The 17,940-nt window shown below is 73.0% G+C and carries 16 protein-coding genes; 4 read left to right on the top strand and 12 right to left on the bottom strand.

Translation table 11 applies throughout. The annotated features are described in order from the left end of the window. Window positions 1-115 precede the first annotated feature (115 nt). The 8 genes from C3492_RS16030 to infC form a co-directional block, all read right to left on the bottom strand. On the bottom strand, window positions 116-1,180 hold the full coding sequence (locus tag C3492_RS16030) for a PP2C family protein-serine/threonine phosphatase (RefSeq protein ID WP_103812431.1): 1,065 nt from the start codon (window positions 1,178-1,180) through the stop codon (window positions 116-118). Between the two features lie 166 nt (window positions 1,181-1,346). Then, window positions 1,347-3,869: a phenylalanine--tRNA ligase subunit beta gene (gene pheT, locus C3492_RS16025; protein ID WP_103812430.1), complete on the bottom strand. Its 2,523-nt coding sequence runs from the start codon at window positions 3,867-3,869 to the stop codon at window positions 1,347-1,349. Then, window positions 3,869-4,990 carry a phenylalanine--tRNA ligase subunit alpha gene (gene pheS / locus C3492_RS16020; RefSeq protein ID WP_103812429.1) on the bottom strand — a complete coding sequence of 374 codons (1,122 nt, stop codon included), beginning with the start codon at window positions 4,988-4,990 and terminating at the stop codon, window positions 3,869-3,871. Before pheS ends, pheT begins: the two co-directional genes overlap by 1 nt. Before the next feature lie 128 nt (window positions 4,991-5,118). After that, a complete protein-coding gene (locus C3492_RS16015) occupies window positions 5,119-6,249 on the bottom strand; it encodes an ATP-binding protein (RefSeq protein ID WP_103812428.1) in 1,131 nt (376 codons plus the stop codon). A gap of 50 nt (window positions 6,250-6,299) precedes the next feature. Continuing rightward, on the bottom strand, window positions 6,300-7,160 hold the full coding sequence (locus C3492_RS16010; RefSeq protein ID WP_103812427.1) for an RNA methyltransferase: 861 nt from the start codon (window positions 7,158-7,160) through the stop codon (window positions 6,300-6,302). 193 nt (window positions 7,161-7,353) lie between these two features. After that, window positions 7,354-7,737, bottom strand: a complete 384-nt coding sequence (gene rplT, locus C3492_RS16005; RefSeq protein WP_014671645.1) for a 50S ribosomal protein L20 — start codon at window positions 7,735-7,737, stop codon at window positions 7,354-7,356. Window positions 7,738-7,833: 96 nt separating this feature from the next. After that, entirely contained in the window at window positions 7,834-8,028 is a 195-nt protein-coding gene (gene rpmI, locus C3492_RS16000; protein ID WP_004933563.1) for a 50S ribosomal protein L35, read from the bottom strand. A gap of 123 nt (window positions 8,029-8,151) precedes the next feature. Next, entirely contained in the window at window positions 8,152-8,814 is a 663-nt protein-coding gene (gene infC / locus C3492_RS15995) for a translation initiation factor IF-3 (protein WP_030654735.1), read from the bottom strand. Window positions 8,815-9,154: 340 nt separating this feature from the next. Here infC and C3492_RS15985 point away from each other — a divergent pair, with 340 nt between their 5' ends. Continuing rightward, window positions 9,155-9,529 (top strand): DUF1844 domain-containing protein, encoded by a 375-nt coding sequence (locus C3492_RS15985; protein WP_103812426.1) that lies wholly within the window; start codon window positions 9,155-9,157, stop codon window positions 9,527-9,529. On the opposite strand, the gene C3492_RS15980 is transcribed toward C3492_RS15985, so the two are convergent. Beyond that, window positions 9,520-10,281 carry an SseB family protein gene (locus tag C3492_RS15980; RefSeq protein WP_103812425.1) on the bottom strand — a complete coding sequence of 254 codons (762 nt, stop codon included), beginning with the start codon at window positions 10,279-10,281 and terminating at the stop codon, window positions 9,520-9,522. The two genes, C3492_RS15985 and C3492_RS15980, sit on opposite strands and share 10 nt — an antisense overlap. 149 nt (window positions 10,282-10,430) lie before the next feature. On the opposite strand from C3492_RS15980, the gene C3492_RS15975 reads away from it, so the two are divergent. Both C3492_RS15975 and C3492_RS15970 read left to right on the top strand, forming a co-directional pair. Further along, entirely contained in the window at window positions 10,431-11,381 is a 951-nt protein-coding gene (locus tag C3492_RS15975) for a serine hydrolase (RefSeq protein ID WP_103812424.1), read from the top strand. Window positions 11,382-11,515: 134 nt separating this feature from the next. Then, a complete protein-coding gene (locus tag C3492_RS15970) occupies window positions 11,516-12,703 on the top strand; it encodes a lipase (protein WP_258055729.1) in 1,188 nt (395 codons plus the stop codon). 4 nt (window positions 12,704-12,707) lie between these two features. Here C3492_RS15970 and mycP read toward each other — a convergent pair whose 3' ends face one another. Together mycP and C3492_RS15960 are read right to left on the bottom strand one after the other, a co-directional pair. Continuing rightward, window positions 12,708-13,877 carry a type VII secretion-associated serine protease mycosin gene (mycP, locus tag C3492_RS15965; protein WP_103812423.1) on the bottom strand — a complete coding sequence of 390 codons (1,170 nt, stop codon included), beginning with the start codon at window positions 13,875-13,877 and terminating at the stop codon, window positions 12,708-12,710. Continuing rightward, window positions 13,874-14,680 (bottom strand): hypothetical protein, encoded by an 807-nt coding sequence (locus tag C3492_RS15960; RefSeq protein WP_258055728.1) that lies wholly within the window; start codon window positions 14,678-14,680, stop codon window positions 13,874-13,876. The genes mycP and C3492_RS15960 overlap by 4 nt, the downstream gene beginning before the upstream one ends. Before the next feature lie 1,252 nt (window positions 14,681-15,932). On the opposite strand from C3492_RS15960, the gene C3492_RS15955 reads away from it, so the two are divergent. Continuing rightward, complete coding sequence (locus C3492_RS15955; RefSeq protein WP_103812422.1) at window positions 15,933-17,135, top strand: amino acid deaminase/aldolase; 1,203 nt, start codon at window positions 15,933-15,935, stop codon at window positions 17,133-17,135. A 15-nt stretch (window positions 17,136-17,150) separates the two neighbouring features. Here C3492_RS15955 and C3492_RS15950 read toward each other — a convergent pair whose 3' ends face one another. After that, window positions 17,151-17,933, bottom strand: coding sequence for a 3-oxoacyl-ACP reductase (locus tag C3492_RS15950; protein WP_103812470.1), 783 nt, complete (start codon window positions 17,931-17,933; stop codon window positions 17,151-17,153). Between the last annotated feature and the right edge of the window lie 7 nt (window positions 17,934-17,940).

Here is a 17,940-nt window from a genome sequence, read left to right as displayed (position 1 = left end):
TGTCCATCCGGTTGACTGAGATGCCTCGCAAGAGGCCGGCCAAGCCGCCGGCTCCCCCTCGAACGACGGCGGCTTGGCCGGGGCCGACGGGGCCTAGGTGTGCTGTTCCAAGACCCTAGCGGTATGTCGTCGGCTGCGGGTGCGTGGCGGCCGGGCGCCCGGTTCCCGAGGAGTTGCAGTGCGCCCCTCTCCGGCCGTTGCGCAGCACCAGTACCGCGACGTCGTCCGTGGTCCTGCCGACCGTGTGGCGCAGGAGGCCGGTGAAGACGGTGCGCAGGACCGCCTGGGGTGAGACCGGGTGGTCACGTACGGCCTCGCGCAAGGCTTCCGGCAGCGGGAAGAACCGTCCCTGGCCGTCCCGCGCGTCCTCGGCACCGTCCGTGAAGAGGACCAGCGACTCCCCCGGATCCAGTCGGCCGCAGGACAGCACCTCCAGCTCCGTCGGCAGCGGAAACGGACCCAGCGGCGGAAGAGGGTCCCCGCCGGTGAGCTGCTCGACCGCGGTTCCCCTCAGCGCGTACGGCCACGGATGGCCGCAGTTGAGGACGCGCAGGTCGCCGTCCCCGCCGATCTCCATCAGGAGCACGGTGACGAACTCCTCGGCGACCGGGTGGTCGGGGTCGGCGGAGCCGTTCGCGGGGTGCTCGGCGCGGGCGCGTTCGCGCAGGTGGCGGGCGAGGGCGCGGTCCAGTCTGCGGAGCACGCGGTCGAGTCCGGGTTCGTCGTGGGCGGCCTCGCGGAAGCTGCCGAGGAGGGCGGCGACGGTACCGAGGGCGGCCAGCCCGTGCCCCCGTACGTCCCCCATCACCACCCGGACCCCGTGTTCCGTGGCGATGGCCTCGTACAGATCGCCGCCGACGCTCGCACCCCGGTCGGCGGAGAGCTGGGCGGCGGCGACGTCGATCCCGTCGAGGCGTGGCGGCAGCGGACGCAGGACGACGTCCTGCGCGGCGTTCGCCGCCCGCCGGGCGAGCCGCAGCTCTCGCAGCAGGGAGCGGCGGACATGGACTATGAGGCCGGTGCCGACGGCGAAGAACACGGCACTGGTGACGATGCGGGCCCCGAGCCCGTTCTGCTGGGCGAGCGGACAGCCGAACTTGTAGCCGACCGCGACGGCTCCCCAGACCGTGGGCAGTACTGCCACCCGCCCGGTGGGCGCCCGTGCCTTGATGCGGATCATGCCTCTGGTCCCCCATATGGGCCTGACAGAGGAATCGGACCGGCCCCGAAAGGCCGGTCCGATTCTGTCGACGGCATGACCCGGACGGGGAGGATCACCCTCACTTCCCACCCGAACGAGTGAGCTTCCGTCGGTCAACCCGCATTTATGCAGCTGGCGGAGGCGTTCAGCCCCGGAGCACCGCCCCGGTCCGCTCGCCGGCGAGGGCGACCGCCGCGTCCCGCGCGGCCGAAGCCTCGTCCACGGTCAGCGTGCGGTCGGCGGCCCGGAACCGCAGCGCGTACGCGAGCGACTTCCGGCCCTCCCCGAGCTGCTCGGCGTTCTCGTACACGTCGAACAGCCGGATGGACTCCAGCAGCTCACCGGCACCCTCACGCAGCGCCGCCTCGACCTCCACGGCCGGGACCGGCTTGTCGACGACGAGGGCGACGTCCTGCGTGGCGACCGGGAACGTGGAGATGCCCGGCGCCTGCGGAACGCCGTCGCCCACCGCCTCCAGGGCATCCAGGTTCAGCTCCATCGCGCACGTGCGCTCGGGCAGCCCCAGGGCCTTGAGGACCCGCGGGTGCAGTTCTCCCGCATGGCCCACGACCTGCTCCGCGCCGTCGGCGACGACCACCAGCTCGGCGCACCGGCCGGGGTGCCACGGACCGTACTGGCCCTTGCGGACGATCAGTTCGGCACCGGCTTCCCGGGCGACGGCACGCCCCGCCTCGACCGCGTCGGCCCAGTCGGCCGGACGGCCCTTGCCCCACCAGCCGGCCTGCTCACGGGCGCCGGCGAGGACGACGGCCACGTGCCGGGGCTGCTCGGGCAGCGCGGCGTTCAGCGCGGCGATCTCCTCGTCGGTGGGACGCCGGTCGACGGGCAGGTGCGTGGCGCCGCGCGATTCCTCACGCGGCAGGAAGACCAGCCCGGTCTCGAACAGGGCGAGGTCGTGCGAGCCCCGGCCGTCGTTGCGGCGCAGGGCGCCGAGCAGCCCCGGCAGCAGCGTCGTGCGCAGCGCCGGCTCCTCGTCGCTGAGCGGGTTGACCAGCTTCACGACGCGGCGGGCCGGGTCACCGGCCTCCAGCCCGAGCTGGTCGAAGACCTGCTCGCTGACGAACGGGTAGTTCGGCGCCTCGACGTAGCCCGCGCCGGCCAGCGCCCGGCCGACCCGGCGGTGCAGCCGCTGGCGGTGGGTCAGGCCGCGGCCCGAGGGCGGCTTGGGCAGCGTGGAGGGCAGGTTCTCGTAGCCCTCCAGACGGATCACCTCTTCGGCCAGGTCGTTCGGGTCGACCAGGTCGGGACGCCAGGACGGCACGGTGACCAGCAGCTCGTCCTGTCCGTACACGTCGCAGCCGACCTGCTGGAGACGGCGTACGACCGTCTCGCGGCCGTAGTCGACGCCCGCGACCTTGTCCGGGTGGCCGGCCGGGAGGGTGATGGTGTGCGGGGCCGAGGGCGCGATGATCTCGGTGACGCCGGCCTCCGCCGTACCGCCCGCGAGGAGGACCAGCAGGTCCACCGTGCGCTGCGCGGCGGCAGCGGCGGCCTGCGGGTCGACACCCCGCTCGAAGCGGCGGGACGCCTCGGAGAGCAGCTTGTGGCGGCGGGCCGTCCGGGCGATGGAGACGGCGTCGAAGTGGGCGGCCTCGATGACGACGTCGGTCGTGCCGTTGACGCCGTCCTCGGTGATCTCGTGGTCGGCGATCTCCGTGTTGGCGCCGCCCATCACCCCGGCGAGGCCGATGGGGCCGCGCTCGTCGGTGATGACCAGGTCCTCGGCGTGCAGCTTGCGCTCGACGCCGTCGAGGGTGACGAGCTTCTCGCCCTCCTGCGCGCGGCGCACGCCGATGGTGCCCTGGACCAGGGACCGGTCGTAGGCGTGCAGCGGCTGTCCCAGCTCCATCATCACGTAGTTCGTGACGTCGACGGCGAGCGAGATCGGGCGCATGCCGACCTTCTGGAGCCGGCGCTGGAGCCAGATCGGGGAGCGTGCCTCGGGGCGCAGGCCGGTGACCGTGCGCGCGGTGAAGCGGTCGCAGCCGAACGGGTCGGAGACCTGGACCGGGTAGCCGTAGGCGTTCGGCGCGGGGACGTCGATCAGGGCGGGGTCGCGCAGCGGCAGGCCGTAGGCGATGGCGGTCTCGCGCGCGACACCGCGGATGGACAGGCAGTCGCCGCGGTTGGCGGTGACGGCGATGTCCAGGACCTCGTCGACCAGCTCCAGCAGCTCGATGGCGTCCTTGCCGACCTCGGTCTCCGGCGGCAGCACGATGATGCCGTGGGTGCCGTCGTCGCCCATGCCCAGCTCGTCGCTGGAGCAGATCATGCCGTGGGACGTCTTGCCGTAGGTCTTGCGGGCGGAGATGGAGAAGCCGCCGGGCAGCGTGGCGCCGGGGAGGACCACGACGACCTTGTCGCCGACCTGGAAGTTGCGGGCGCCGCAGACGATCTCCTGGGGCTCGCCCGTGCCGTTGGCCCGGCCGACGTCGACGGTGCAGAAGCGGATCGGCTTCTTGAAGCCCTCCAGCTCCTCGATGGTCAGCACCTGGCCGACGACCAGGGGGCCCTTGAGGTCGGCGCCGAGCTGCTCGACCGTCTCGACCTCCAGACCGGCCGAAATCAGCTTGGCCTGGACGTCACGGCCGGTCTCGGTGGCCGGCAGGTCGACGTACTCCCGCAGCCAAGAAAGCGGGACCCGCATCAGATCTCCATCCCGAACGGCCGGGTGAACCGGACGTCACCCTCGACCATGTCTCGCATGTCCTCGACGTTGTGGCGGAACATCAGCATCCGCTCGATGCCGAACCCGAAGGCGAAGCCGCTGTACTTCTCCGGGTCGACGCCGCAGGCGGTGAGCACCCGCGGGTTGACCATGCCGCAGCCGCCCAGCTCGATCCAGCCCTCGCTGGAGCAGGTGCGGCAGGGCCGGTCGGGATTGCCGACGGACTCGCCCTTGCAGACGTAGCAGAGCATGTCCATCTCGGCGCTCGGCTCGGTGAAGGGGAAGAAGTTCGGCCGCAGCCGGGTCTTCATGCCCTCGCCGAACAGCGACTGGACCATGTGGTCCAGGGTCCCCTTGAGGTCGGCCATGGTCAGGCCCTCGTCCACGGCGAGCAGCTCGACCTGGTGGAAGACGGGCGTGTGCGTGGCGTCCAGCTCGTCGGTGCGGTAGACGCGGCCCGGGCAGATCACGTAGACCGGGAGCTCACGGTCGAGCAGCGAACGGATCTGGACCGGCGAGGTGTGCGTGCGCAGCACGACGCCGGACTCGGCGCCGCCGTCGGGCCCCTGGACGAAGAAGGTGTCGGCCTCACCGCGCGCCGGGTGGTCCGGGCCGATGTTCAAGGCGTCGAAGTTGAACCACTCCGCCTCGACCTGCGGGCCCTCGGCGACCTCGTAGCCCATGGCCACGAAGATGTCCTCGATGCGCTCCGAGAGCGTGGTCAGCGGGTGGCGGGCGCCGGCCGGGACGCGGTCGTACGGCAGCGTGACGTCGACGTCCTCCTCGACCAGCACGCGGGCGTCCCGTTCGGCCTCAAGCTCGGCCTGGCGGCCCGCCAGGGCCTTGTTCACGGCGCCGCGGGCCATGCCGACGCGCTTGCCGGCGTCGGCCTTGGCGTGCGGGGGCAGTGCGCCGATCTCGCGGTTGGCGAGGGCCAGCGGGGAGGCGGGGCCGGTGTGGGCGACCTTGGCCTCGTGGAGCGCGTCGAGGGAGTCCGCGGCGGCGAAGGCGGCGAGCGCCTCGTCCCGCATGCGCTCGATCTCTTCCGGTTTCAACGCCTCGACCTCGACAGGGTCGTACGACTTATTGGGTGCCGACATCTCTTCCCGTGCTTCCGATTGGCTGGATGGTCCCCGTGACCGACTCTGCGTACTGGCCTGTGAAGGACACAAAGGTGCCAAAGGCCGAGTCTAACGGGGTGGAGGTGTGCGAATGCGCCCGTGGGCCGTCAGGCGAGATACGCCGGGGCCGCCACGGGCAACGTAAATCGGAACTCGGCGCCGCCGCCTGCGGCCCGGCCGACCGTGATCGTGCCGCCGTGGGCCTCCACGATGCCCTTGACGATGTACAGCCCGAGGCCCGTGCCGCCGCGCTTGCTGCCCCGCCAGAAACGGGTGAAGACGCGGTTCATGGACTCCTCCGGGATGCCGGGCCCCTCGTCGCTCACGGTGACCGACGTGCCGGTCTCCTCGCCCTCGCGCGGGGACGGCGTGGGCGTGACGTCAATGGTGACGGTTCCCTCGCCGTGCCGCACGGCATTTTCGATGAGGTTGCTGAGCACCTGGTCGATCTTGTCAGGGTCGGCCCACAGCGCGGGCAGCGGCTGCTCGATGCGGAGCAGGAAGCGGTCGGCGCGCTGCCCGGCCGCGACGTAGGCCTGGATGTGCCGGGAGACGGCGGCTCCGATGTCCACGGGCTGGCGGCGCACCTCCAGCCGCCCGGAGTCGATCCTGGAGATGTCCAGCAGCTCGGCGATGAGGCGGGTGACCCGGTCCGCGTCGGCGTCGACGGTCTCCAGCATGAGCCGCTTCTGGTCGTCGGTGAAGCGTTCCCACTTGGCGAGCAGGGTGGCGGTGAAGCCCTTCACGGAGGTGAGCGGGGAGCGCAGCTCGTGGGCGACGGTGGCGATCAGCTCGGCGTGGCTGCGCTCGGTGCGGCGGCGGGCCTCGGTGTCCCGGAGGGAGACGACCACGCTGCGCACCGGCCCCAGCGGTTCGTCGCGCACGTAGCGGGCGGAGACCAGCACCTCACGGCCGCCGGGCAGCAGCAGATTGCGCTCCGGCTGCCGGACCCGGATGGCGAGCCCGCCGTACGGGTCGGTGAGCTGCCACCAGCGGCGCCCCTCCAGGTCCTCCAGGGGCAGCGCCTTCTCCAGGGACTGTCCGATGGCGTCGGCGGGCCGCACCGCGGTGATCCGCGCGGCGGCGGCGTTGAAGCAGGTCACGCGGCCGTGTTCGTCGGCGACGACGAGGCCGTCGGGCAGCTGGTCGGGATCGACGCTGGAGCCGGCGCACCGGGACGCGGGCGCGCCCCGCGCGTCCCGTCCTTCCGGCGCGGTGCTCGTGCCGGCCACACTCATCCCCGTACCCCACCTCTCAGACGGCGCAGGGCCCCGCGCTGGTCACCCTACTAGCTCTCGGTGACGGAGCGGCACCCTCCGGAGGCGCGCTGTGCACGGGCCGACGCGTAGAGACATACGGCGGCGGCGGTGGCCAGGTTCAGGCTCTCGGCCTTCCCGTGGATGGGGACGCGTACGACGGCGTCGGCGAGGTCGCGGGTCTCCTCGGGCAGCCCCCAGGCCTCGTTCCCGAACACCCAGGCGGTCGGCCCGCCCATGGTGCCCTTGTCCAGCTCCTCGTCCAGGTCGCGGTCGCCGGCCCCGTCGGCGGCCAGGACGCGTACCCCGGCCTCCTTCAGCGCGGCCACGGCCCGCTCGACGGGGACGCCGACGGCGACGGGCAGGTGGAAGTGCGAGCCGACGGAGGCCCGGACGGCCTTGGGGTTGTACAGGTCCACGGAGGCGTCGGTGAGGACCACGGCCTCGGCGCCGGCGGCGTCGGCGCAGCGCAGTACCGTGCCGGCGTTGCCGGGGTCCCGCACATGGGCGAGGACGGCGACCAGTCTCGGCCGGGCGGCGAGGACGTCCTCGAACGGGGTGTCCAGGAACCGGCAGACGCCGACCAGGCCCTGCGGGGTGACGGTGGTGGAGATGTCGGCGATGACCTCTTCGGACGCGAGGTGCACCCGGGCGCCGGCGTCACGCGCCGCGCCGATGATGTCGGCGTACCGCTCCGCGGCCTCCACGGTCGCGAACAGCTCGACCAGCGTCGCCTGTCCCCCGGCCCGGTGCCCGGCAGCCTCTCGCACGGCCTGCGGCCCTTCGGCCAGGAACAGCCGATCCTTGCCCCGGAAGTTCCGCTTGGCGAGGCGCCGGGCGGCGGAGACACGGGCGGACCTGGGGGAAATCAGCTCGGGAGAGACGGAGGGCATCCTTTTACCTTCGGCAACTGGTCGCGCCCCTCCAGGGGCGGGGGGCTCTGTCGGTATGCGGCTCCGCCGCGTGGGCGCGAGCAACGACGACGGGCCCGGCCGAACGACGTGCCGTGGGCCCCAACAACAGGACCCGCAAGCCATGACAGCCTGCGGGTCCTACAGTGAGCGTCGGCTCAGAGCCGGCGCAGCGTCACGCGGCCTTGGGGGCGTTCACGTCCGACGGCAGCGCCTTCTGCGCGACCTCGACGAGCGCCGCGAAGGCGCTCGCGTCGTTCACGGCCAGCTCGGCCAGGATCTTGCGGTCGACCTCGACGTTCGCGGCCTTCAGACCCTGGATGAAGCGGTTGTAGGTGATGCCGTTGGCGCGGGCAGCGGCGTTGATGCGCTGGATCCACAGCTGACGGAAGTCGCCCTTGCGCTTCTTGCGGTCGTTGTAGTTGTAGACCAGCGAGTGGGTGACCTGCTCCTTGGCCTTGCGGTACAGGCGCGAACGCTGACCGCGGTAGCCGGAAGCCTGCTCGAGGATCGCCCGGCGCTTCTTGTGGGCGTTGACTGCCCGCTTGACGCGTGCCACTTGTTAACTCCTTGTAGCGGGGTCGTGGTGGTACTCACACGACCCGGAATCGATTCGGTCCCGGTCCCGACGCACGGCGCTCAGAGCGCCGCCGCGTCACTTGCCGAGAAGCTTCTTGATCTTCGCGGCGTCGCCCGGGGCCATCTCGGCGTTGCCGGTGAGGCGACGCGTGACGCGGGACGACTTGTGCTCGAGCAGGTGGCGCTTGCCGGCGCGCTCACGGAGCACCTTGCCGGAGCCGGTGACCTTGAAGCGCTTGCTGGCACCGCTGTGCGACTTGTTCTTCGGCATAGCGCCGTTATCTCCTCGTCGGTGGCGCTCCGGTGCCCGGTCGTGAAACCGGGCACGATGGAGCGTCGCTCTCTTCTTTCGGTTACATCCTCGGGGACGTACGGCGACGTACATCCCCCGGGATCACGCCTCGGCAGGCTCCTCGGACGGCGCCTCAGCCTCGGCAGGGTTCTGCGACTTGCCGGGGTTCGCCTTCGCTTCGGCCTTGCGGGCCTCCTGCGCCTGGCGGGCCTCGGCCATCGCCTCGGTCTTCTTCTTGTGCGGACCGAGGACCATGATCATGTTCCGGCCGTCCTGCTTCGGGTTCGATTCCACGAAACCGAGGTCCTGGACGTCCTCCGCGAGCCGCTGCAGCAGTCGGTAGCCCAGCTCGGGGCGGGACTGCTCGCGACCACGGAACATGATCGTGATCTTGACCTTGTCGCCCTGCTTGAGGAACCGGACGACGTGACCCTTCTTGGTGTCATAGTCGTGCGGGTCGATCTTCGGCCGGAGCTTCATCTCCTTGATGACCGTGTGCGCCTGGTTCTTGCGCGCCTCACGGGCCTTCATGGCCGACTCGTACTTGAACTTCCCGTAGTCCATGAGCTTGCACACGGGCGGACGGGCGTTCGCCGCGACCTCGACCAGGTCCAGGTCGTACTCCTGCGCAAGCTCCAGTGCCTTCGCGAGCGGCACGATGCCGACCTGCTCGCCACTGGGACCGACAAGTCGCACCTCGGGAACGCGAATCCGGTCGTTGATGCGGGGCTCGGCGCTGATGGATCCTCCTCGGTAGCACCACACGGCGGTCTGGCGGACAGCCGCGTAACGTCTCTTTTCGTTAGACCTAACCGCGCCGAAGCACAAAAAATGCCCCGGACGATCACAGGCGGGGCTCCAAACAACCGGAGCACCGCCGCGATGCCGCGGGGCGCGCTTTCGGGCGACTCCATCGTCCGTACGGAACGATGGGGGCCGCCTGACCGGATGACCCGCCGTCCCGGGGGACGGTCAGGTGGGAGATCGGAGCCTCCACTTGTGGGCCGGACACAGTCATGTCCAGCCGGTCGTCCTCCAGATTAGCAGGGTCGCTTGACAAGGGCGAATTCAGGGGCGCCGGGCGCGACCACCTATGGTGTGGGGCATGAGTGACACCCCTGCCGAGTCTGCTGAGTCTTCAGAGGTCCCCGACTTCGACGCGATGACCCGGGACATCGCCGAGGTCCCCGCCGTCGAGGTGATCGTGACGGTCTCAGTCAACCTGATGAGCGCCGCCGCCGTGAAGCTCGGGCTGAGCGAGGAGGGCGAGAAGTACAAGGACCTGGACGAGGCCCGCAAGCTGATCACCGCGCTCGCCGGTCTGCTGGACGCGAGCGCGACCGAGATCAGCTCCTTCCACGCGGCTCCGCTGCGCGACGGCCTGAAGTCGCTCCAGCTCGCGTTCCGCGAGGCGTCGATCGTCCCGGACGAGCCGGGCCAGGGGCCGGGCGAGAAGTACACCGGCCCGATCTACGGCTGACCCGCTCCCTCACGACCGACCTGATCCTTCACGTACAAGGGCTCGCCCGGAGGCGTGGTCCCGGCCGGCAGCAGTGCCAGGTCGAGACCGCGCACCAGGCGGGCCCGCAGTGTTTCGTCGGCCGCCAGCCGCTCGGCGACAGCGCGGGCGGCCTCGGCGGGCGGCGCGGCCGGGTCGAGGACGAGGGCGAGGGTGCCGTCGGCCTGTCCGGGCCCGAGGTGGGCGCGCAGCACGGCGGGCTCCGCCGCCACCGCCGTACGGACGGCCCCCACCACGGCGGGGTCGGCGAGCGGGTCGATGCTGGTGCGGCCCTCGGCGAGGGCGAGCAGCGCCGGGCCGGTCAGTTCGAAGGGCACCGGTCCGGCGAGGTCGAGCACAACCGTGTCCGCCTTCTCGTGCGCCGCGGCCTGGAGGGCCTGGTGCAGGGGCACGGCGACCGGGCGGGCCGCGGGGTCCCAGCGGGCGAGGGAGTCGGTGGAGGTGAAGGCGGGCAGCGCGGTGCGGTCGCCGGCCTTCAGGGTGGGTACGGCCATGTCGCTGGTCTTCTCGCGGCGCAGCCCGTTCTCGTCCTCCTCGACCTCGCCGAGCACGGCGACGACGGGGACCAGCAGACGGGCTCCCCTGAGCGCCTCCAGGACGGGCCCGAGGGCGCTGCGGTCCTCGGCCCAGGCGGCCAGCGCCGCGCTCAGCCTGGGGTCGGCGGAGCCGTCGTCGTCGGAGAAGCCGGGGTCGGGAATGTTCTTGTTCGCCACGGTCCCCGACCCTATAGGGGGGAAACTGCTGGGCTTGTGCGGGGCCGGAAACCCCGGCGTCACCGCGTTCACAGGAATCTCAGTTTTCCCTGACCCGGCTCTAACCTTCGCCTAACAGGGCGCACAGCCCTGGCCCCGAGCATCGCGGCATGGAGTCCTCCAGAGCCCGCCGTGGCCGCCGTGCGCGCCCGTCCCGGCGCCGTGCCTTGCTGTGCACCGCGCTCGCCGTCGTCGCCGTGGGCGGGGTCACCGCCGGCGGCACGGTCTACGTGAAGGGCCGGGCGCGGGCCGGAGCCGGGGCCGTATCGTCGGCGGCGGCGCCCTCGGTCACCGCCTCGGCCGGGGCCGGAGAGGAGGCGTCCGTGCGGGAGCCGGCGGCGGTGGACCGGAAAGCGGTTCTGAGTGCCGCGATGGCGGGGGTCGAGGTGCCGTCGGGCGCGCGGGTGTCGGCGGCGGTGCTGGCACCCGGGTCCGGGGAGAGCGCCGTGTACGGCGACGCCTCCTTCGACACGGCGAGCATCGTCAAGGTCGACATCCTGGCCGCGCTGCTGCTCCAGGCGCAGGACGCGGGCCGACGGCTGACGGCGCAGGAGCGGGCGTACGCCACCAGGATGATCGAGAACAGCGACAACGCCTCGGCGACGGCGCTGTGGCACGCGATCGGGCGGGCGGCCGGGCTGGACGCGGCGAACGAGCGCTTCGGGCTGACGGACACCTCCGGCGGGGACGGTGAGCTGTGGGGGCTGACCCGGACCACCGCGTCGGACCAACTGGTCCTCCTCCAGCAGGTGTTCGAGGAGGACTCGAAGCTGAGCGCGGCCTCCCGGACGTATCTGCAGGGGCTGATGAAGTCCGTCGAGCCCGATCAGCAGTGGGGTGTGTCGGCCGCCGCCGAGGGCAACTCCTGGGCGCTGAAGAACGGGTGGCTGCCGCGCAGCACGACCGGGTTGTGGGACGTCAACAGTATCGGCCGGGTGACGGTGGACGGGACCGACTACCTGGTCGCGGTGCTGTCGGACGGCACGGCGAGCCAGGCGCGGGGGATCTCCCTGGTGGAGGAGGCGGCGAAGGCGGCGGTAGGGGCGTTTGGCGACAAATGATCCATCGCGTTCGGCCGTAAAAGGTCCAGTTGCCGTCGACCAAATGATCTAGCCTGCAAGGGACTTGACGATGAGCAGGCCCGGACGCCGGCCAATAGTCTGCCGAGCCGGCGTCCGGCCGCGGAAGGAGCCCGGTGCCTCCCGTACGCCCCACTCGCCGATCCCTCATAGCCGGTGGCCTCGGGGCCGTCGCAGCCGTCGCCGTTCCCCTGTCGGCTCCCGGACGCGCCTCGGCGGCCGGCCTCATCCCCATCCGGCTGGCCGGACCGACCGGGCCCGCACCGGTGGGCGCCGTGGAGCTGCACCTGGTCGACCGGTCGCGGACCGAACCCCGGTCGGACACGGGAGAGCCGCGTGAGCTGATGGTGACCGTGCACTACCCGGCCGCCGACGTACGTGGTCACGCGCCGCTGCCGTGGCTGCCGTCCGGTGCCGAGCGGGCGGTGAAGGCCCGCTTCGGCGGCGCGGTGGACGGTTACGCGCTGCCGTGGACGCACAGCGCGGACCGGGCGCCGGCCAGGCCGGGCCGCCGGCCGGTGCTGCTGTACTCGCCGGGCTACACCTCGGACCGCACGTTCAACACCCTCGTCGTCGAGGACCTGGTGTCCTGGGGGTACGTGGTGGTCACGGTGGACCACCCGTACGACTCGGGGGAGGTGGAGTTCCCCGACGGCCGCGTCGTGACCCGCCCCGAGCCGGATCCGGCCGGCCGGGCGGAGGCGGTCGCGGTGCGCGTCGACGACCTGCGGTTCGTGCTCGACCAGCTGGCCGTCGTGAACCGGGGCGGCAATCCTGACGCACAGCGGCGCCCGCTGCCCCGCGGTCTGTGCGGGAGCCTGGACCTCACGCGGACCGGCGCGTTCGGGCACTCCAGGGGCGGTGCCGCGTCGGCGGCCGTCATGTACCGGGACGAGCGGGTGCGGGCCGGCATCGACCTGGACGGCGCGCTGTACGGGCCGGTGGTCGAGCACGGTCTCGACCGGCCGTTCCTGCTGATGGACACAGCCGTGCACGACGGCATGGACCAGGACCCGACCTGGCACCCGTTCTGGGAGCGACTGCGCGGCTGGCGCCGCTGCCTGCGGCTCGCGGACGCCGACCACAACTCCTACACGGACCTCGTGGCCATCGCGCCCCAGGTCCCGGAGGTGGTGCGGCAGCAGCTGCAGGCCGGCACGATCCCCGCCGACCGGGCGGTGGCGGCCGTACGGGCCACGGTGCGGGCCTTCTTCGACCTCCAGTTGCGAGGCCGCCCCGACGCCGGGCACCTGCTGGACGGCGCCGCACCGCGCTACCCGGAGATCGGGTACATCGCCGGATAGCGGCTCAGGCCGCGTGTCGGCGGCCCCGCCACAGAATCACCCCGGCCACCAGCAGGACCCCGCCCGCGCCTCCCGCGAGCGGTGCCGCCCAGTCGGAGGGGCCGCTCGTGGCCCTGGGGGTGTCCGGGCCGGCGCCGAAGTACTTCTCGCCGTAGGACGCGGCCTTCAGGCCCCGGGGTTCGACCCGGGCGGCCGCCCTCAGGGCCGCCGCCGGGTCGATCATGCCGAACCCCCGGGAGTCGTCCCGGCCGCCGACCGGGGCGTCCCGCGCGGTGTCCTCCAGGAGCTTCTTGATCTGGGCGGGGGAAAGGCCGGGGTGGGCGGCCTTGACCAGGGCCGCCGCGCCGGAGACGAAGGCCGAGGCGGCGCTGGTGCCCCAGCCCGCGTAGTACTTGTGGTCGGGGTCGGCGATGACGACATCGACGCCGGGCGCGCTCACGGCCGCGTACCAGCGGCGGGTGGAGAAGGCGGCGCGGGTGCCGTACTTGTCCACGGCGGTCGCGGCGATGACGCCCGGGTAGGCGGCCGGGTAGGAGACGTGGTCGCCCTTGTCGCCGCCGTTGCCCGCGGAGGCGACGACGACCACGCCCTTCTTCAGGGCGTACTGCACCGCCTCGTCCTCGCCGGGTTCGGGATGGGCCGAGTTCGAGTCGTCGCCGAGGGAGAGGTTGATGACGTCGGCGCCGTGGTCGGCGGCCCAGCGGATGCCGTCGGCGAGGGCGCCGCCGCGGGTGGTGCGGGCCTTGGCGCGGGCGGGGTCACCGTCCTCCAGGATCACCCGGACCGGCAGGATCTTCGCCTCGGGGGCGACGCCCATGACGCCGTCGGTGCCGCCGGGACCGTGGCCGTGCCCCGCGATGATGCCGGCCATGGCGGTGCCGTGCCGGGCCCAGGTGCGGTCGCCGGGTCCGGCGCCGAAGCCGATCATGTCCTTGTCGGGCAGCACGTTGCCGTCGAGGTCCGGATGGCCGGCCTCGACGCCGGTGTCCAGGACGGCCACGGTGACGCCGCGGCCCTTGGTGGTCCGCCAGGCATCGTCCAGGTGGAGGGCGGTGAGGCCCCACTGCTGGGCGCGGATGCCGTCGGCGTGGGCGGCGGACGGCAGCAGGGCGAGGGGGACGGCGAGCAGCAGGCTCACCGCCGCCTTGGCGGCGTGCTGGGCCGGGTGCTTCATGAAGGCTTCTCCGTGGCCGTGCCGACGGTCTTGCGCAGGCGCCGTTCGATGCGGTCGGCCAGGCCCTGGGCCTCGTTGCCGAGGCCGGCCTGGGCCGGTGCCGTGGTGGCGCCGGAGCGGACGGCGTCCGCGGCGGGCTGGGGGGTGTCGACGGTACGGCCGTCGGCCCAGCCGGAGACGGCGTAGGCGACGACGGGGGCGTCGGTGAGGACCGAGACCGTCCACGAGGCCCGCTGCCGGTCGCCGAACCCGGCGGCGGCCGTGCCGGCGGCGGCGTACGGCCGGGGCATCAGGTCGGCGCGGCTGTCGAGGTGTTCGTCGCGGAAGCGGGCGGCGAGCGCGGACATGGCGGCGGGGTCGGCCTTGGTGAACAGCAGGCCGACGGTGGTGACGTAGGTCTGGGTGGCGTCGGTGTAGGTGGCGCGCAGCAGTCGCTGGCAGCCGACCGGGGCGAGGGCCTTGTGCAACAGCGGGTCGAAGGCGTGGGCGCAGCCGCTGTCCCGGGCGACGGCGATCCTGGTCCAGGTGCGGTCGGCGCCGCCGGGGCCGGCGCCCGTGCCCTCGACGGTGGGCGGGAACAGTTCGTCCACGGGCACGCTGTGCCAGAGGGTCCGGGCGGTGCCGAAGGCGTTCCCGGCGCCGTCCGTCCCGCCGTCCCCGGTGAGCCAACTGCCGGTCGCGGCACCACCGATGAGCCCGAGCCCGAGCACGAGGCAGGCAGCGGCGGCGACGGTGCGCGCCCCGACCCGGGGACGCGCCCGCCCCCCGAACCCCCCGAACCCCTCGGGCTCCCCGAACGACACGAGCGGCCGCCCGTCGGTTCCGGCCCCCCAGGAGTGAGCGGGGTCGGGAGCGGGACGCACGGGATGAGCGGGAGCCATGGGGGACCAGGCCCCGGCCACGGCCTGATCGCTCACCGGCCCGGGCGGCGGGACGACACCCCCCGCTGCCTGCCCGGGCGCGGACACCCCACCCATGCGGGGGTCCCCCGCCTGTCCAGGCAGCGGCACGCCACCCGTACCGGGATTCGCTGCCCGCCCGGACGCGGACATCCCACCCGCACGGGGGCCCCGCACCTGCCCCGGCGCGGACGCACCACCCTCGCGAGGCTCCCGCACCTGCCCCGACGCGGACACACGCCCCGCACGGGGATTCGCTGCCTGCCCAGGCGCCGGTGCGCCATCGGTGCGGCGGTCCGTCGGTGCTCCCGGGGAAGCAGCCGGAGCGGGGTCGGTGGGTGCCGAGTCGGGGTGGCGGGGAGCGGGTGCCGGAGGGCGCGGGGGCATCCGGCGTACGCGAGGACACCGGCGGAGTCGGGGACGTCGGCGCGGGCGAGGTCGACGGGCGGATCGGGCGCAGCCGTGCCGTCGTCTCCGACGGAGTTTCGGCCGGGGCCCCCTGTCCCCCGGGCTCCCTGCCCGGGCGGAGCCGGGCCGTGCCGGTCTCCGCAGCGGGCCCAGCGGTGGTCGCCGAAGGCGTCCGGGCCGGTGCGCCGATGGAGCCCGTGCTCGGCGGGGCGTCGGGGAAACGGGCCGAGGCGGGCGGTGGTGGCGGACTCACCGGGTCGGAGACCTCGGGTACGGCCGACGGGCGCGGGCGGTGGGCGCGCGGGACCGCGTCGGACGCGGGCCGTGCACCGCGCGGGGTGAAGACCGACGGCTCCTCGTCCGGGTCGTCGTCAAGGCGTGGCGGCGTGGAGGGCGTCGGCGGGCGCTGGGCCGGGGGCCCCGGGGGAGTCGACGGACGCCGTGGGACCGGGGCGTGGCGGGCTCCCGTGCTCATGCACCCCCCGTTTCCTCGTGCCCGGGCCGTCTCCTCGTACGCGGGCCGCTGTCGCTGCTCGGCCGCGCCCGGTGCGGAAGCTCCTTCCGGGCACGCATACCCGTACGGCCGGACCGGCATCCCGGTTCACGTGGTGGCCGGGCGGGTTCCGCCGTACGTGCGCGTCACTCTACGGGTTGTCCGGGAGAGAGGGAGAACCAGTCCACGCGCCGGGTGGCATCTGCCCGGAACGTCCCCCTACCCTGCGGTAATCCTGTCTGGCAGGCTTCCGTCATGACTGCGCGCGCCGCCGACCGGGCCCGTTACGACCGGGCCACCGCCCATCTCGACGCCCCTCTCGCGATCGTGGACCTGGACGCCTTCGACGCCAACGCGGACGACCTGGTCCGCCGCGCCGGGGGCAAGCCCGTGCGGGTCGCCAGCAAGTCGGTCCGCTGCCGGGCCCTGCTGGAACGCGTCCTGGCCAGGGACGGCTTCGAGGGCATCATGTCGTTCACCCTGGACGAGTCGCTCTGGCTCGCGCGTTCGGGGTTCGAGGACATCCTGCTGGCCTATCCGTCGGCGGACCGGGCCGGGTTCGCTGAACTGGCCGCCGATCCGAAGCTGGCCGGTGCCGTCACGGTGATGATCGACGATCCGGCGCACCTGGACCTCATCGACGCGGCCCGCGAAGGCGGACGTGAAGTGGTGCGGGTCTGCCTGGAGTTGGACACCTCGCTGAAGCTGCTCGGCGGCCGGGTCCGGGTCGGGGCCCGGCGTTCGCCGCTGCACTCCCCCGCCCAACTCGCCGAGCTGGCACGGTCCGTGGCCCGGCGGCCGGGCTTCCGGCTGGTGGGGATCATGGCGTACGAGGGGCACATCGCCGGGGTCGGGGACGCGGTCGCCGGGCGGCCCCTGCGCTCGCGGGCGGTCCGGCTGATGCAGGCCACCGCCCGGCGGGAGCTGGCCGAGCGGCGGGCCGCGGTCGTCCGGGCGGTCCGGGCGGTCGCCCCGGACCTGGAGTTCGTCAACGGCGGCGGCACCGGCAGTGTGCAGCACACCGCCGCCGAGGACGCGGTGACCGAGATCGCGGCCGGCTCGGGGCTGTACGTGCCGCGCCTGTTCGACAACTACACGTCCTTCACGGGCCGTCCGGCCGCCCTCTTCGCCCAGCCGGTGGTCCGGCGGCCCGGGGTGGGCGTCGTCACCGTGCTCGGTGGCGGCTATCCGGCCTCCGGCGCGGCCGGCCCCGACCGGCTGCCGGTGCCGTACCTGCCGGAGGGCTTGAGGTACGACCCGCAGGAGGGCCCCGGCGAGGTGCAGACCCCGCTGCTCGGCTCGCCCGCCGACGATCTGCTCATCGGCGACAAGGTGTGGTTCCGCCACGCGAAGGCGGGCGAGCTGTGCGAGCGGTTCGACACCCTGCACCTGATCGAGGGGGACACGGTGACGGCCGCCGTGCCCACCTACCGGGGTGAGGGGCGTACGTTCCTCTGAGTCCGCTGGGCCGCCCTACAGCGGCGTGACGTAGGCGCCGGCGATCCCGCCGTCCACCAGGAAGTCGGTGGCGTTGACGAAGGAGGAGTCGTCGCTGGCCAGGAAGGCGACGGCGGCGGCGATCTCCTCGGCCTCGGCGAACCGGCCGACCGGGATGTGGACGAGCCGGCGCGCGGCCCGCTCCGGGTCCTTGGCGAACAGCTCCTGGAGCAACGGGGTGTTGACCGGGCCGGGGCACAGCGCGTTGACCCTGATGCCCTCCCGGGCGAACTGCACGCCCAGCTCGCGGGACATGGCCAGGACGCCGCCCTTGGAGGCCGTGTAGGAGATCTGGGACGTGGCCGCGCCCATCCGCGCCACGAAGGACGCGGTGTTGATGATGGAGCCCTTGCCCTGGCGGCGCATGTAGGGCAGGGCGGCCTTGCAGCACAGGTAGACGGAGGTGAGGTTGACCTCCTGGACGCGCTTCCATGCCTCCAGCCCGGTCTCCAGGATGGAGTCGTCGTCGGGCGGGGAGATGCCTGCGTTGTTGAAGGCGACGTCGACACTGCCGTAGGTGTCGTACGCGGCCCGGAACAGCGCCTCGACCTGCTCGGGGTCGGTGACGTCGGTCTTCACGAAGAGCCCGCCGACCTCGTCGGCGGCGGCCTTGCCGCGCGCCTCGTCGACGTCCGCGCAGACGACGTGGGCGCCTTCGGAGGCGAGCCGGCGGGCGCTGGCGAGTCCGATGCCGCTGCCGGCTCCGGTCACGACGGCGGTACGGCCGACCAGGCGGCGGCAGACACTGTTGTCGGTCACGCTGTTG

This window comes from Streptomyces sp. Ru62 (assembly GCF_002920615.1).
Taxonomy (GTDB): Bacteria; Actinomycetota; Actinomycetes; order Streptomycetales; family Streptomycetaceae; genus Streptomyces.
This window is presented reverse-complemented; position numbering and strand designations above follow the sequence as displayed.